This window comes from Paenibacillus psychroresistens (assembly GCF_009728935.1).
GTDB lineage: Bacteria > Bacillota > Bacilli > Paenibacillales > NBRC-103111 > Paenibacillus_AC > Paenibacillus_AC psychroresistens.
Genome location: NZ_CP034235.1, coordinates 5863456 through 5879440 on the forward strand (window position 1 = coordinate 5863456; position 15985 = coordinate 5879440).

Below are 15985 nucleotides of genomic sequence, written 5' to 3' on the forward strand. Positions count from 1 at the left end.
TGCTTGCCTCCTTTGTTTATAGTTTTATGGCTTTAATTTCATCATCCATTTTGTTATGAGCTTTGAGTACATCCTCGCTGTTCGATACCTCAGGTACCCCTACTCTCCACCATGAATCGTAGCCGTCTGAGTTCGTTCCGGGAATCACGGGGATATGAATCAATGTAGAAATTGTTTCTTCCTTAGCTTGCTTTAATGCTTCCTGCAGCTCGCTGACTGATGTAGCGGTATAAGCTTTTGCCCCAAGACTGCGAGCATGTGCTGCAAAATCGATTGGCATATAGCCATCTGATAATCTTCCTGTTTCCTCTGAACGATAGCGAAACTCATTGCCAAAGCCCTGACTACCATGACCACGCTGCAAATTATGTATGCATTGGAAACCATGGTTATCAAATAGCAGCACGGTAATTTTAGTCCGCTCCTGCAGACTAGTAAGCAATTCCGAATGTAGCAGCAAATAACTGCCGTCCCCTACAACAGTGTAAACGTCGCGATCAGGTTCAGCTAAAGCAGCTCCAAATGCTCCACTAACCTCATAGCCCATACAAGAAAATCCATACTCCATATGATAAGTTCTCGGCTCTGAGCTCCGCCATAATCGGTGTAAGTCACCTGGCAAGCTTCCTGCCGCACAAACAACTACATCCCGTGGACTTAGGAACCTGTTAATTTCACCAAGCACTCGAGTTTGGGATAATCCATCAGCTAATTCCATACCGTATAATCGATCTACTTCTTGGTCCCATACAGCTTTGAGCTCGCTGATTTGAGCAGCTTCGTAAGCGGATTGATAGTTGGTTTTTGTAAGTGCGGTTTGAAGTGCAACTAGTGCTTCTTTGGCGTCCGCTACTACGGAGACCCCATTTAATTTAATCGCATCAAAACCATTTACATTTATGTTTAAAAACTGAACATCTGTATGTTGGAAAGCTGATTTAGAAGCTGTCGTAAAGTCAGAATAGCGGGTTCCGACGCCAATAATTAAATCAGCTTCTTTGGCAATGCGATTAGCCGCTAAAGCACCTGTTACACCAATTGCGCCTACGTATAAGGGATGATTCCAAGCAACTGCGCTTTTCCCTGCTTGTGTTTCTGCAAGCGGAATTTGAAAAGCTTCTGCGAATGCAAGAAGCTCGATGATAGCTCCTGAATAATGAACGCCGCCTCCTACGATTAGCAAAGGTTTCTTCTTTGCGAGGATGAGCGCGATCGCTCTTTGTATAGCTTCAGAGGATGCCGGTCTTCTTTCGATATAATGAACTCTTTTCTCAAAGAAAGCTGCTGGATAATCATAGGCTTCTGCTTGCACGTCTTGTGGAAGAGCGAGTGTAACTGCTCCTGCTTCTGCTGGATCTGTTAGCACTCTCATCGCTTGCAGCAATGAGCTCATCAGCTGCTCCGGACGCTCAATGCGATCCCAAAACTTACTCACAGACTTAAAAGCATCCGTTGCGGAAACGGTATAGTCATGTTTAATTTCTAATTGTTGAAGCACGGGATCAGGCTGTCTACAAGCAAAATTATCTCCTGGCAGCAATAAAACAGGAATGTGATTAACGGTTGCCGTAGCGGCTGCAGTCACCATATTCAATGCCCCAGGCCCGATTGATGTTGTACAAGCATAGATCTGTTTGCGATTTTTCTGTTTGGCGTATGCGGCAGCGGCGTGAACCATGCCTTGCTCATTCTTGCCTTGAATGAATGTTAAATCTCCAGCGCTATATTCTAAAGCCTCGCCAAGGCCCGTCACATTACCATGACCAAAAATCCCCATCACGCCTTTAACAAATTTCGTTTCTTCTCCGTCAACACTTACATATTGATTGTCCAAAAAACGCAATAAAGCTTGCGCGGTTGTTAGTCTTATCTTTTGCATGCTCTGTCCTCCTAAAATTATTTACAAGGATAAACGACTACGTCTTCTTGCAATGCTAACGAGCAACAAATATTGTTACTCGTTAGCATTGCAAGAAGACGGTACGTTTGTCCGGAAATATAAGATTTGTATAATGGGAAACTTATACTTTCTTACCACATCGGAAAGTTTAACTACGTCAAAGCGCAAAAGCGGACGGTACTTTCTGATTGGCGAATAAACCTACCTATAAACGCGGTCGCGCATCTTCGAAAGACCTCGATATAGGTTTATCTCATATTTTGAGAAATTAGTGCAATATGGATTAAATGCGTACAAGTAAGGGTAAGCGCTTAACCTCACTTTATTATGCATCTTGATTCAAAAATAATCAATAGTTTAATTATTTTTGGTTAAGCGCATACCCTAGATAAAAAATAACTCTTTGCAATAATTCATCGTTAGATGGTTTTTCAGCGTATCGAGCATCTTCCGGCTCTGCGATCGCTATGCCCAGCTGCGATACGCTGTATTTCAGCGCATGGTGACTTAGTTTATTGGAGTAACCTGCTGTTAGATGGTTTTTCAGCGTATCGAATAGCTTCCGGCTCTGCGATCGCTAAGTTCGGCTGCGATACGCTGGATTTCAGTGCATGGTGGTATAGTTTGTTGGAGTAATCTGCTGTTAGATGGTTTTTCAGCGTATCGAGTAGCTTCCAGTTCTGTGATCGCTGAGTTCAGCTGCGATCCGCTGTATTTCAGCGCATGGTGACTTAGTTTATTGGAGTAACCTGCTGTTAGATGGTTTTTCAGCGTATCGAGAATTTTCCGGCTCTGCGATCGCTAAGTTCGGCTGCGATACGCTGTATATCAGCGCATGGTGACTTAGTTTGTTGGAGTAACCTGCTGTTAGATGGTTTTTCAGCGTATCGAGTAGCTTGCGACTCTGCGATCGCTAAGTTCGGCTGCGATACGCTTGATTGAGTCGAGCTAAACTAACGGTTACAATGACTCTACTTCTCCAATTCCTGATCCCAGAGCAGACGCATCTCTTCACTCGTTTTCAAGAGGTGCTCCAGGGTCCCTTCCGCTTCCACTCGTCCATCCTTGAGGACGATGATGTGGTCGGCATGACTAAGCGCCGTTTTGCGGTGCGAAATCACCAGGCAGGTTGCCTGTCGCTGCGCAAACATCCGCTCCCAGAGCTGCCGCTCCGTTTCGACGTCGAGCGCGCTCGAGAGATCGTCGAAGATGAGCAGCTCCGCTTCGCGGACGAACATGCGGGCGGCCGCTGCACGCTGCGCTTGCCCGCCTGAGAGCTTGACACCGCGCGGACCAATGACGGTCTCCAGACCGTCATGCAAGCGTGCGATGTCCGTGCCCAGCACGGCGGAGTGAATCGCCTCCGCAAGAGGAGCATCTGCCTGCGGCAGGCCAAGCAAAATATTCTGCCGCAGCGTATCACTATAAAGCCGCGGTACCTGCGGCGTATATGCGCTTCGCGGCGGAACAAAAAAGTCGCCCGGTGCGCTCACCGCCTCTCCGTTCCAACTAATATTGCCGCGATCCAGCGGCAGCAACCCTAGCAAAGCGCGCACCAGGGTCGTTTTGCCTGATCCAATCCTGCCAGTAACAACGGTAAACGAATGCTTAGGAATCCGCAGTGTAACATCCTCGATCCCCCGTCCACTTTCGGGATAACGATATGATAAGCCACGCGCCTCCAAGAGCTGAAGCTCATCCTCAGGCAGCTTCATCATATTTTCCGGCTCTGGCGGTAAGCTCCTAAGATATAACTCTTGCGGCTCTGTAATCAGATTTGGATCCGCACCTTGTATCAGCTTGCTCAGCCGTTCTTGAGTTACAGTGCTTTGTTTATATAAGGTGATGAATTTACCGAAATTCTGAATGAACTGAGTGACGAACGTTAGATAATAAACGAACAGGGCAAAATCACCAACTGTAAAGCTGCCATTGCGCATAGCTTCCGCACCAAGCAGCAAAATCATGCCTGTTCCAAGATTAACAGCATTCGAGAAAATAGAATCTAGGATTTGCGAGAATAATTTGTCTTTAATCTCTGCGTGGCGGCGAGTGTCGTTCAGCTTACGGAAACGATCAATGACTCGCTCCTCGGCTCCCGCTACCTGGATGGATTGCACATTGCCGAACATTTCGCCGATCGCACCCGTTACTTGAGTGGTTGCTTCGCGGCTGGCCGAGCGATATTTCTGAAGCCAGCTAGTTGATAATTGAGCTATAGAAACGACAATCACAAGCGGCAGAAAAACCCAAAGCGTCATTTGCGGGTTTATTTTATAAAGAATAGTAAAAGAAACCCCTGCAAAAATTGTCATCGCAAAAGCGTCAACCGACCAGCTGATCGTTTCTTCTATATGCTCGACATCATCGCGGAAATGACTGATTGCCTCGCCCGGTGAGCAAGGAATGGCACGCGCTCCGGGTTCCATAAGAATATGATGCAGCATATTACGACGCATTAAGGATGCAATCCGAAAACGAAAGTGAACATCCGTGATAAATCCTATGAAAATTAATATTACCCGTGCTAGAGTAGCAGCGAGCAATAAAGCAACTATTGCTGTGATTCCAAATTTATAGGATGAGTTCCCTGACAGTGTATCGAAGAATAGCTTCGTCACCATCCCCCCTAATATCGGTGCCAAAGTAATTAAAGTCCACATTATAGCATTGAGCGTATACAACCAGGGACGAAAGCGAAATAGTCGCCAGAATAAACGAAAGGTCATTGACTGATTTCCTCCATTCCCACATTCAGCATCCGATTAAAGCGTGAGCTTGTATCTAGAGCCAGCTCCCCCCGATTGCCGAACTCGATGATGCGGCCTTGATCTAAAACTAACACCTTGTCCACACGAGCTATCGTGGTTAAGCGATGGGCAATAATGATACAGGTTCGTCCTTGCAGCATGCGGCTAATTGCCTGTTCAATATGATGCTCTGTTGCTGGATCTAGACGCGAAGAAGCTTCGTCAAGGATGACCAACACTGGATTCATTAGAAAGACACGCGCAAAGGACAACAGCTGTGCTTCACCTGCTGATAGCCCGCCACCACCAGATTCAAGCTGAGTATCTAACCCAAGCGGCAAGGAATGGAACCAATGGAGGAGCCCAAGCTGCTCAATCACTGCTACAATTCTTTCATCCGATACCTCAGCATCATACATCGTGACATTGTCACGGACACTGCCTTGAAAAATCTCAATATTTTGGGTCACTAAACCAACCTTGCTCCGCAATTGATGCAGCGTCAGCTGGCGAATATCAACCCCATCCAGATAAACCCCACCATTTTGCGGATCATAGAAACGCAGCAATAAGTGTGCTAAAGTCGTTTTACCACTACCAGTAGCTCCAAGCAATCCAAGCGCTTTTCCACGTTCCAAATGGAAGCTAATTTCCTCCAGGGTGTCGCCGTTCTCTTCATAGCCAAAGCTAACTCCGTCTACTCTGACTGACAATGCACCATCCGACAACACAATACCTGGACCATCCTTGATCCGAGACTCGGTTTGCAGCAGCTCCCGCACACGAGTAATACTCGCATCCGCTTTCTGTAAATCTTCCATTTGCGTGCGGATTTTTTCAATAGGCTTTACCATCAGCTCGGTATAATAGAAAATCATATAAACCGTACCTAATGTTATCGTGCCATTTTTCCATAAAATCGCACTAATCGCAAAAGCAACACCATTACCAATGGCAAATACGATCAGCGTCGTATTCCACATCGTGGCAAACCCCAAAAAAGCCCTCATCCGAATCGGGAACCATTCCCTCATCAGTATATAGAAACGATGCATGACATAGTTAGTTGCCCCATTAGCCCGAGTATCTTCCGTACCCTCCAAGTGCTCTCCGAGAAAGCCATAAAACTTAGTGCTCATCTGTCGCATTTTCACCCAATAAGGAGCCGAAAACTTACGTATGTATTGGATCATCCAAATCGCAAAAATCGTAAAAAGCAGCATGCCCGTTCCAATGAGCCAGCCCTCAAAAAAGAGCAGGACAATTATCCCGAACATCAGCACCATGTTGCTGAGTAAGCTTACAGCAAAGTTGGCAAAGAAATTGGCCAAATTGTTGATATCTCCATCCACCCGTTCAATAATACTGCCTGCCGTATGCGACTTATGAAATGACATATCCAGCTTCATACAATGTTCAGCTACATCGCCGCGCAGCTTATTAGTAGCAATCCAGCCGACATTTTCACTGATGTATGTAGCGATAATAGTAATAATTTGCTGCAGTAAAGTGACGCCAATGAATAAACCCGCGGCAATCCATAAAGAGCGGGTTTCTTCCCCTGTCTTAGCGCTGTCCAGAAAATAACGAATAATCTGCGGATTTATTAGCTGCATAGCAATTCCTGCCAACAGCAATACTACTAACCAGACAATACTTTTACGCTGCGGCTTTAAATAGTTTTGCAGCAATTGCGTATATTGGCGTATCGGAATTTTAGTTGTATTCAAAACATGCCCCTCCAGCTTTCAACTCACTCAATCTTCTTCATTTAGCCAAACCGTTTTGGATGCAAAAGAAGCCGGTGTCCGGACTGTAGGCAATTGAACTGGGTGACCTACATAAATAAATCCTACAATATCATGCTCGTCTTTCAGCTTAAACGCATTTTTCATAAAAGGATGATAAGCTGGAGCGCCAGTCCGCCAAACAGCTCCTAATCCCAACGCATGCGCTTGCAGCAGCAAATTCTGCACTGCAGCATGAACAGCCGCAATTTCCTCACGGCGATCGACTTTAGGTGAATCAGTAGCTTCACTGACAGCAACAATAATTACTGGTGCACGAAATGCTTTATTATAATGTTTTTTTAGTGCCTCTATATTAACTTCACTAAATGGCTCATCTAAAAACTCACCCGCAATATCCGCATAAGCATGCCCCAAAATAGCTCGACCATTCCCTTGTAATACATAAAAACGCCAAGGCTCCGTCATGTGATGGTTAGGTGCATAGACAGCCGCTTCTAGCAGCTTCTCAATTAGAGCTTGATCAACCTCATCGGGTTTAACCATTCCAATACTTCTTCTTCCACGAATAGCTTCTTCTAAGTTCATTATTATTGCCTCCGTTTTAAACCAATTTGTTCTAAAATTATAACAGATTGCCCTTAACTAGAGAAAAAATCATTTGATAATTTATTTAAAGCCTAATTTATAGTATGATTAATGTTTATTACAAACAGCAAGCGAAAGGAACTACCATGAGCAAACAAACCCGATTTACGGTGAATGAACCTAATGAGTTAATGAAATGGCTGATCGCCGAATTCCCTGAAAAAGGACGCAATGCAATCAAAGCCTTGCTTTCCCATAAACAAATTTCCATCGACGGTAAGGCCATTACGCAGTTTAATCATCCTCTGAAGCAAGGCCAAGAGATCGTAATTGAATGGACACGCGTTGAAGAAGCTCCGCCCATGATTGGACTCTCCATTATTTATGAAGATGCAGACCTAATTATTATCGAAAAACAAGCTGGTCTACTATCCGTAGCAACAGAGGAAGAAAAGGAACAAACCGCTTACCGTCAGCTGACAGATCATGTGAAACGCAAAGATGCTAAAAACCGTATATTCGTCGTTCATCGGTTAGACCGCGATACTTCTGGGGTTATGATGTTTGCCAAAACAGAGGAAATTAAAGAAAAGCTGCAAAGCACCTGGCAGGAAACGGTGTCAGACCGCGTATATATTGCCGTTGTTGAAGGCAAGGTCCGTAAACCCGAAGGTATGATTAAATCGTGGTTAACGGAGAGTAAAACCTTCAAAGTCTATTCAAGCCCTACACCTAATGGTGGTCAGGAAGCGATCACTCGCTATAAAACCTTAAAAACATCATCCAACTGCTCCTTGCTTGAGCTTCGCTTGGAAACGGGTCGTAAGAATCAGATTCGTGTCCACATGGAGGATATTGGCCATCCTGTAATGGGCGATAAAAAATATGGAGCCGCCCGCAACACACTCGGACGACTCGGTTTACATGCCAGTATACTTGCATTTACTCATCCAGGAACTGGGAAAGAAATGCATTTTGAAAGTAAGACTCCTGAAAAATTCACACGTATGTTTTAAGAATTCTTATCCACGGATATCGAGGCTTTTCCCCAAATGAGGATGTGGTGCCGGCTGCGAGTTAGCAAAGTCTTGCAGCAAGGTTGCAGCCTGTGCCGTCTGAATATCCTTCACGTTACTTAATAGCTTCATTCCTACTGCAGCTTGTAACGCATCCGAACCACTTGCAGCAGCATACACACTGTTGCTCACTTCCATCTTCAGCATCTCCAATCATGTTGTAATTTAGATAGTCACTTTACGCAATCTGCCTAATTCTAATACTATGGCATCCATTTCACTTACGCTAAAATAAGGCTTACTTTTGACCAAATCGTAAATGTCCTTTAAATCCTCATACATTTCAAGATCAAACTGCTTAGCTGAAAGCGCTGCTCCTGAAGCCATACGCAGCTTAGTTTTGATAGCATCGATAATATAGTCCGCATTTTCAAGCGTATTTTCTGTTAAATCCATTCTGCTCACCCTTTCGTTATGGGGTGCTCCTTGTAGAGAGCATCGCCTAGATCAATCAACGCTTGACCCTGCGTTAAATCGGTCATCCACGCAACAAAAGTATCCTTATCTGTATAGAACGGTAAACAGCTTACAATTACTTTATCGGTAAATTGGGTCTCACCCATAAGGATTTGCCGATTTCGCAGCTCATTCTCGATTTTACCAAGCCAGGTATAATCGATATGTACCCAAACCTCTTGATGTAAAACCTGCCGAATGGGGCAAGCAGCATCAATTCCCGCTACCGCTCCATCCGTATAAGCACGAATTAAACCACCCGCACCTAACATGATTCCACCAAAATATCGAGTAACCACTACAGCTATATTCTTCAATCCTTGATGCTTGATTACTTCTAGAATTGGCTTGCCTGCTGTACCGCTTGGCTCACCATCATCCGACTGCTTCTGAAACTCATCACTTTCACCGAAAATATAAGCTGAACAATTATGAGTGGCTGTACTATTTTCTTTTTTAATCCGCTCAATAAAGGCAATTGCTTCTTGCTCGGAAGCAATAGATATGGCATGCCCAATAAATCTTGAACGTCTGATGACAATTTCAGTGCTGCCATACTGCTGAACGGTTTTAAATTCAGCCAGCATCTTACTCCGTTAACCTTGCCTCAAGCTCCGCTTTTTCTTTCTCATAACCAGGTTTTCCTAATAAGGCAAACATATTCTTCTTATAGGCTTCAACTCCAGGCTGATCAAAAGGATTGACTCCAAGCAAATAACCGCTGATTCCACAGGCTTTTTCAAAGAAATAGACCAAGTAGCCAAAAGAATAAGCTGAAATATCTGGAATGGTGACAATTAAATTAGGTACTCCACCGTCAAGATGGGCAAGCATGGTACCTTGGAACGCTTTTTTATTAATAAAATCCATCGTCTTGCCGCTCAGAAAATTAAGTCCGTCCAAGTTGTCAGCATCCGTACCAATGACGATTTGTTCGGTAACCTCTGCGACTTGAATCACCGTTTCAAACAAATTGCGTGAGCCTTCTTGAACAAATTGGCCCATAGAATGCAGGTCTGTTGAAAAATCTACTGCAGCTGGGAAAATCCCTTTGTTGTCTTTGCCTTCGCTTTCACCAAAAAGCTGCTTCCACCATTCCGATACAAAATGCAGAGATGGTTCATAATTGACTAGAATCTCCGTTGCTTTGCCTTTACGGTAGAGCGCATTACGCACTGCAGCGTATTGATAGCATTCATTATCTTGGACATTGGGATTAGCATAAACCATACTCGCTTCCGCTGCTCCATGCATGATAGCCTCGATATCAATACCCGCTGCAGCAATCGGCAGCAATCCAACTGGTGTAAGCACGGAATACCGGCCACCCACATCGTCAGGAATAATAAAGGATTCATACCCTTCTTCTGTAGCCAGCTTCTTCAAAGCACCTTGTTCACGATCCGTAGTGGCATAAATCCGTTTGCGTGCAGCTTCTTTACCGTACTTCTTCTCCAACAGCTCACGGAATATCCGAAAAGCAATCGCTGGTTCAGTAGTTGTTCCTGATTTCGAAATGACATTAACCGAGATATCTTTACCCTCTACTAATTGTAGTAAGTGGGTTACATAGGTAGAACTGATATTATTGCCGACAAAATAAATTTCTGGTGTTGTCCGTTTTTCTTTTGGAAGCAGGTTATAGAATGAATGCGAAAGCATTTCAAGAGCTGCACGAGCTCCTAAGTAGGACCCGCCAATTCCTATTACAATTAGAACATCTGAATCGGATTGGATCTGTTTAGCTGCTTTTTGGATTCTAGCGAATTCATCTTTATCATAAGAAATCGGAAGATCAATCCAACCCAAGTATTCGGAGCCTGTACCTGTTTTGTTATGCAGCTGGTCATGTGCCAAGCGGATTGGTTCTGCAAAATAATCAATTTCATGTTGGTGCACAAAAGATAAAGCCTTGCTGTAATCAAACTTTAATTTATTAGTCATTATCGATTTCCCTCCATTTTTAGCCTATAATTTCTCTTTATTAACTTTAGGATACTGACTTAAGGCAGGAAATGCAAGTCAAGCCATTCACAGCGTATTTAGAACATGGTAATATAATAATAGAGGTGAGAAGGATGAAATCAATCGGATTTATCGGACTTGGCACTATGGGTGCTCCAATGGCAATGAACCTGTTAAAAAAAGGCTATTCGCTTACTATTTACAATCGCACAACTGCTAAAGCAAATGAATTGATTAATTTAGGTGCTGAAGTTGTTTCTTCCGCATCCAGAGTAGCCAAGGTTGTTGATGTTCTATTCACAAATGTAAGTGATGACCAAGCTTTATTAGATGTTTTTTATGGTGTAGATGGCATTTTGGAAGGCATTCACCCTGGATTAACAGTGATTGATTGCAGTACGGTTTCTCCAGAGACAAGCCGTAAAATTGCTCAGGAGCTAGCCGTTCATTATGCTGACTTTCTAGATGCTCCAGTTACTGGCAGTAAGCCTGCTGCTGAAAGTGGCAGCTTGGTTTTCATGGTTGGCGGCGATCAAGAGGTTTTTACCGACCAAGCGGAATTATTCGCAGCTTTAGGCAGCAAATCATTATATATGGGTCCATCTGGTTCTGGCTCTTATGCTAAGCTGGCTCATAACACGATTGTCGGAATTAACTCAGCTGCTTTGGCTGAAGGTGTAGCTCTTGCAGTAAAGGCTGGACTAGATCCTGCACAATTCTTAGAAATCGTGCAAAGCGGTGGTGCTAATAGCAAGCAAGCCGAACTGAAAGCTACCAAAATATTGGAACGCGACTTTAGCAATCAATTCTCACTCAAGCTCATGCTTAAGGATTTATTATTAGCCTCCAAGCTATCACAGGATTTTAAATTCCCTTCACCCTTATTGAATGCAGCAACCAATCTCTATCAAATTGGTTTAAGCAAGGGATTTGGAGATCAGGATTTATCAGCGATCATTCAATGTTATGAAGATTGGATGCATGAAGAAGTGAAGAAGCGTCCAACTCAGCCTAACTTTGATCGCAAGGTCTCCGAAGCCGAAAGCAACCGCAGACGTAATAATCGGGTACCGATGAATATCAGTCTCCAGCTATCCGTGTATCAATGGGAGCAAGAAGGTTCATTCTCTGGACAGAACATTAAAGGTGTCTTATATGATTTATCTGAGAATGGCTTGCAAATTGCCTCAAGCTTCCCGCTAGCCAAAGAAATGTTCATCGTCATTCACTTTCCTCAGGAAGCAGACCTGCCTCCAATTACAGGAAAAATCATTCGGATCGAGCCGAAGACAAATGAATTCCGCTATGGCTGCATGCTTTCCGGGTTACCTCCCTATGTACGTATTAAGCTAGAGGAATATATTGATGTGAAACGTGCTGAAGCCGATCTTGATTAATCTCTCCATACATACAGCAAAGAGCTTTCCCTTGTGGAAAGCTCTTTGCTGTAGTTAGATCGTAATCAAGCGATACCTTATGAGTAATATCCTTTCCCCGCTCCACCAGTAAAGGTCGCGATATACCAATGATTACCGAAAGCGTCTTCTACCCCTCCACTGCGCTCACCATAGGGCATGTCTGCCGGTTCATAAAGAGATTTAGCCCCTGCTGCCAGCGCCCGATTGTAACACTCATCTGCATCGCCGACAAAAATATGCATTGTACCCGGCCTCGGCGGATAATTTTCGTTAGCGTCTGATAATTCAATAATGGTATTCCCGATCCTAACCTCAGCGTGCGAGATTTCTAGCCGATCGTTTACAGCTCGATTTAATTCCTCTGCACCAAATACCTTCTTTAAAAACTCGATTAAACTGCTCGCATTATTTAAGGAAAAATGAGGAGTTACGGATTGATAACCATGTGGCGCATATTTTTCAGTCATGTTTAAATTCCTCCTTCAGCTAGTGTTTAGCACAACTATAACCTTCATTCTAAACAAAGCATCTCCAGATGTATTGTAAATTTCTGACCTTACATGGACAGCTCCGCATGATTATGATGTCTGCCGTCAATAGGCTTATATAAGCTTGGGTTTAACCCGGAGAAAGCTTGAAAGTCCTTAATGAAATGAGCTTGATCATAATAATTGCACGCAATAGCAATATCTAACCATGAAATATGCTCTCGTGAGTCGATGAAATGTAAGGCATTCTGAAATCGATAAATACGGCTTAAGCGTTTAGGTGGCATACCGACATTCTCTTTGAAAAGCTGATTAAATCTTCTATGACTCCAGCCTGTATTATCTATTACCTCAGATACCTGCAAGTGATGCAGCTCATGTAATGCATAAAGCACTGCTGGTTCCTGTTCAAAAGGCTGTACTGCCAAAGCTATCAATCTTCGTTCAAGCACCGGGAACATCCTTTCAGGAATCTTTGCTTCCAGCAGCTCATTACGCAATCTGTGAGCCTCTAATCCCCAAAGTAAATCTAATGAAACATGTATATTTAGAATTTCATCAAGCGGCTCGTTTATGAAAGGACGGAGCCCGCCTGGTTTAAAATGTATGCCTAACACCTTGGATTCATTGCCATTATCTATTAGAAAATATTCGGAATGTGGACCACAAAGCACAGAGCTTCCATAATTCAGCTCTTTACCAGCTAGATTATACAAACGGATGGAATCATCCATTAGATTTATGACAACCTCTACCGAACCATCCGGTAAAGCCAACTCCTTGGAATGAGCTGGATTATAACCTTCGATGTACCAGAAATAGTCGACGAACATGGATAACGGAGCGCGGGGTATATAAGTACGCAACAGCATAAGTTTCTACTCAACTCCTTTCGTCAGCTGACAAGCCTGTTTTCACGCTCAATCCCCAACCAAAGGCCACCTCATCTCTAGCAACTTCAGCCTGAATTGTGTTCAGCCCAGCATTCCAACATACAGCGGTGCTAGCAAAATCAAACCGTATCCGCCCATCACTATGTGGTGGATCCCACTTCCACTCTCCTTGATATATTTCTATATCATTTACCCACAATTTCAGTCGATCACTAAAGCCCCAGGTTAGCCAAGTTTCTTTTTCCTCCGCTAAAGTAAATTTGCATTGAACTTGAACAGCTGAATCCTTTGTTGATGTAAAAGGCCGATTGAGATTAAGCGTACCATTCTCTTCAACAGCTGCATAGCTCCAATTATCCTTGGGAACAGACTGTCCATTTTTTAAATAGGGCTGTGATATTTCCCATTCCGTTATAAAACCTTCTTCAGCGAGCTGTTTTAAATCTGTTGGGCTGCTTGAAAAGATTGAAGGTTGAATTTGCTCTACTGAAAAATTACGCAGGTAACTAGGTAAGTAACCCCATACTCCGATTTTGCCTAGCGATCCACTTTGTAGGTTGGGAATTATGAGCTGAGGCACATCTGTATCTCCAACATAGATAGCTACCGAATTAGAGTGTACAACTAAGGCAAGCTTCGTCCATTCACCTGGGAAAAAGGGGGCTGGTGCCTGATATTTGGGACCGTGGTATATTTGCCAAGTACTAGAGCCATTCATAATGGGATCATATTGGATCTCTCCTGCAGTTGAATCACTGCCTGGTGAAACATAAACCAGTTCATAATTATTAATATCCGTTGCTCCAAAAACAATTCCAATAAAGGCGAAAGAGTGAGGAGTCGCGATTTCAACCTCAAGACGGAAGCTTTCAAAGCTGACTTCATCCCGTAATAAAACAGATGTACCAATTCCAGTTTCACTATCTATGTATAACGCCTGTTCATCTTTCCATACAGCAGAATGCGCATGAGCATTACTTAATTCAAAAAGCTCTAAATTATCTGATAGACTCCAGCTTTGCTTCGACATAATTGCCTCCTTAATTAATCATTCAGATAGAATTAGAATTTAAAAACTCAAGAATTGAATCATTCACATAAACAGGACTCTCTCTCAGCATATGCGGACGATGACTGCCACCTGGCACACTAAGATACTGCGCCCGATCAACAAGAGTGCTTAAAAACTTCACCTTTTCTTCACCAACAAACGGATCATGTTGACCTGAAATAAACAAAGACGGACAGCTAATCCTGCTAATCTGCTCTTCAGTAAGCTGCGGATACAAACGCCAATCCTTAGCGCTCTGCCGCATGAACTCTTGCCAATTTCCTTGGTGTGCATCCTGATGCCTTTCAATCATTTGGTTGATCATCTCATGGTTACCGGTTTCTATCAGCCTTTCCGGTTCGAATTCATCAGCACCCGATGGGTCTGCAAACCCGCTTGTGCCAATAGTAGTTAGCGTTGCTACTCGATGCGGATGATTTATCGAACAATAAAGCCCAACTGTTGCACCAAGGCTATAGCCAATAAAATGAGCCTTTGAGATTTGCATACCATCCATATAACCAATAATGTCTTCTGCTAGCTGCGAGGTACTCCATTCCAGACTTTGCGATTTTGTACGTCCATGTCCTCTGAAATCTGGAAAGTAGCAGGTAAACTTCCTCTGAAAATCAAGCATTTGACTGGCAAAAGCTAAGATCCCTCTTGAGTAGCCACTATGTAAAAATATAATTGGATCGCCTACCCCCATCTTCTCATAGAAGATATCCAAATCCTTAAGTTGTATATACGGCATGTGCTGCCTCCTCTTAGAGTTCAAAAACGTGCTTCTGCAAATTGAAATAATAATTGCCTGTTTCTGAAGTGAATTTAAGTACGCAGTAATCAGGATCATTAACCCCGAGCGGGTAATATTTCTCTGCTCCCTCAAACCAAAGCCTCTCTCTGTTCAATTGATCCAGACAAACCTCCATTTTCCCAACTACCATTAGTCCTCTGTTCTGTCCTTTAAAGTAAAGACTGCTTTTGGGATTAGCCAGAAATTGCTGAACGCGCATAGAAGATGTGTTGGTCGAGAATAAGAAGGTCTGTAGGCCATCGTGCTCCATTTTAAACATCGCCTTAGAATTGGGATAGCCTTGGTCATCAATTGAATTCACGACAATCGCGACGGTATCCTCAACTAGAGCCATTATTTGTTGCATGGTTTCATCATCAATAGCTTGGAGCTTAACTGCAGCAGCCATGACTTACCCCTCGCATTCTTTTAGATTATTGAGGATTTTTTCAAGTGTGCCGTCAAGCTGGAGTATTTCATCATCTGAGAACCCTTTATAAAAGAGTTCGTTCATCTGTACTGATACAGCTTTATAGCTGTCATTTAAAGCTTTGGCCGATTCGGTCAATGTAATTCTAATTTGTCTTCGATCTGTTGGATCATAGCTTCGCTGGACATGTCCCTGCTCCGTCATTCGGTCAAGCATGCTGGTTAAGGTTGTTTTGGCTAGCGAGGTTCTTTGCCCAAGCTCGCTTATCGTTAAATTATCTTCTTGCCACAGCACGTACAAGATCCGACCCTGAGCACCATTAAAATCAGCTATCCCATTCACTTTTAGAAGCTTTTCAAATATCCGACTTTGGAGTTGTTTGATTTGTGAAATGTAAAACCCGCCGTAAGTATTTTCAATCAATTG

The 15985-nt window shown here is 43.5% G+C and carries 17 protein-coding genes; 3 read left to right on the forward strand and 14 right to left on the reverse strand.

The window, feature by feature from the left end:
* Positions 1-16 precede the first annotated feature (16 nt).
* Positions 17-1879 (reverse strand): 3D-(3,5/4)-trihydroxycyclohexane-1,2-dione acylhydrolase (decyclizing), encoded by a 1863-nt coding sequence (iolD, locus tag EHS13_RS26755; RefSeq protein WP_155703316.1) that lies wholly within the window; start codon positions 1877-1879, stop codon positions 17-19.
* A gap of 444 nt (positions 1880-2323) precedes the next feature.
* On the opposite strand from iolD, the gene EHS13_RS36935 reads away from it, so the two are divergent.
* On the forward strand, positions 2324-2536 hold the full coding sequence (locus tag EHS13_RS36935) for a hypothetical protein (RefSeq protein ID WP_155703317.1): 213 nt from the start codon (positions 2324-2326) through the stop codon (positions 2534-2536).
* A 335-nt stretch (positions 2537-2871) separates the two neighbouring features.
* On the opposite strand, the gene EHS13_RS26765 is transcribed toward EHS13_RS36935, so the two are convergent.
* The 3 genes from EHS13_RS26765 to EHS13_RS26775 are packed head-to-tail and all read right to left on the reverse strand — an operon-like array spanning position 2872 to position 6986.
* Complete coding sequence (locus tag EHS13_RS26765; protein WP_155703318.1) at positions 2872-4629, reverse strand: ABC transporter ATP-binding protein; 1758 nt, start codon at positions 4627-4629, stop codon at positions 2872-2874.
* Positions 4626-6380, reverse strand: a complete 1755-nt coding sequence (locus tag EHS13_RS26770) for an ABC transporter ATP-binding protein (RefSeq protein ID WP_227013529.1) — start codon at positions 6378-6380, stop codon at positions 4626-4628. The genes EHS13_RS26765 and EHS13_RS26770 overlap by 4 nt, the downstream gene beginning before the upstream one ends.
* A 27-nt stretch (positions 6381-6407) precedes the next feature.
* Positions 6408-6986 (reverse strand): nitroreductase family protein, encoded by a 579-nt coding sequence (locus EHS13_RS26775; protein ID WP_155703319.1) that lies wholly within the window; start codon positions 6984-6986, stop codon positions 6408-6410.
* 146 nt (positions 6987-7132) lie between these two features.
* Here EHS13_RS26775 and EHS13_RS26780 point away from each other — a divergent pair, with 146 nt between their 5' ends.
* Positions 7133-8002 carry an RluA family pseudouridine synthase gene (locus EHS13_RS26780; RefSeq protein ID WP_155703320.1) on the forward strand — a complete coding sequence of 290 codons (870 nt, stop codon included), beginning with the start codon at positions 7133-7135 and terminating at the stop codon, positions 8000-8002.
* Positions 8003-8008: 6 nt separating this feature from the next.
* On the opposite strand, the gene EHS13_RS26785 is transcribed toward EHS13_RS26780, so the two are convergent.
* Genes EHS13_RS26785 through EHS13_RS26800 form a run of 4 tightly spaced genes read right to left on the reverse strand, consistent with a single transcriptional unit; the run spans position 8009 to position 10462 of the window.
* Positions 8009-8200, reverse strand: a complete 192-nt coding sequence (locus tag EHS13_RS26785; RefSeq protein ID WP_162463269.1) for a YjfB family protein — start codon at positions 8198-8200, stop codon at positions 8009-8011.
* A 27-nt stretch (positions 8201-8227) separates the two neighbouring features.
* Positions 8228-8458 (reverse strand): DUF1128 domain-containing protein, encoded by a 231-nt coding sequence (locus EHS13_RS26790; RefSeq protein WP_155703322.1) that lies wholly within the window; start codon positions 8456-8458, stop codon positions 8228-8230.
* A gap of 5 nt (positions 8459-8463) precedes the next feature.
* Positions 8464-9105: a YigZ family protein gene (locus tag EHS13_RS26795; RefSeq protein WP_155703323.1), complete on the reverse strand. Its 642-nt coding sequence runs from the start codon at positions 9103-9105 to the stop codon at positions 8464-8466.
* A 1-nt stretch (position 9106) separates the two neighbouring features.
* Entirely contained in the window at positions 9107-10462 is a 1356-nt protein-coding gene (locus EHS13_RS26800) for a glucose-6-phosphate isomerase (protein WP_155703324.1), read from the reverse strand.
* A gap of 134 nt (positions 10463-10596) precedes the next feature.
* Between EHS13_RS26800 and EHS13_RS26805 the strand changes: the two genes are divergently transcribed.
* Positions 10597-11880, forward strand: a complete 1284-nt coding sequence (locus tag EHS13_RS26805) for an NAD(P)-binding domain-containing protein (protein WP_155703325.1) — start codon at positions 10597-10599, stop codon at positions 11878-11880.
* 77 nt (positions 11881-11957) lie between these two features.
* Here the strand turns inward: EHS13_RS26805 and EHS13_RS26810 are convergent, their stop codons facing one another.
* From EHS13_RS26810 to EHS13_RS26835, 6 genes are all read right to left on the reverse strand, one after another.
* Entirely contained in the window at positions 11958-12368 is a 411-nt protein-coding gene (locus tag EHS13_RS26810) for a VOC family protein (RefSeq protein ID WP_155703326.1), read from the reverse strand.
* A gap of 89 nt (positions 12369-12457) precedes the next feature.
* Positions 12458-13261, reverse strand: a complete 804-nt coding sequence (locus EHS13_RS26815; RefSeq protein WP_155703327.1) for a helix-turn-helix domain-containing protein — start codon at positions 13259-13261, stop codon at positions 12458-12460.
* Positions 13262-13271: 10 nt separating this feature from the next.
* On the reverse strand, positions 13272-14312 hold the full coding sequence (locus EHS13_RS26820; protein WP_155703328.1) for a hypothetical protein: 1041 nt from the start codon (positions 14310-14312) through the stop codon (positions 13272-13274).
* A gap of 22 nt (positions 14313-14334) precedes the next feature.
* A complete protein-coding gene (locus EHS13_RS26825; protein ID WP_155703329.1) occupies positions 14335-15087 on the reverse strand; it encodes an alpha/beta fold hydrolase in 753 nt (250 codons plus the stop codon).
* Positions 15088-15100: 13 nt separating this feature from the next.
* Positions 15101-15538 (reverse strand): pyridoxamine 5'-phosphate oxidase family protein, encoded by a 438-nt coding sequence (locus tag EHS13_RS26830; protein WP_227013530.1) that lies wholly within the window; start codon positions 15536-15538, stop codon positions 15101-15103.
* Positions 15539-15541: 3 nt separating this feature from the next.
* Complete coding sequence (locus tag EHS13_RS26835; protein WP_227013531.1) at positions 15542-15982, reverse strand: MarR family transcriptional regulator; 441 nt, start codon at positions 15980-15982, stop codon at positions 15542-15544.
* Between the last annotated feature and the right edge of the window lie 3 nt (positions 15983-15985).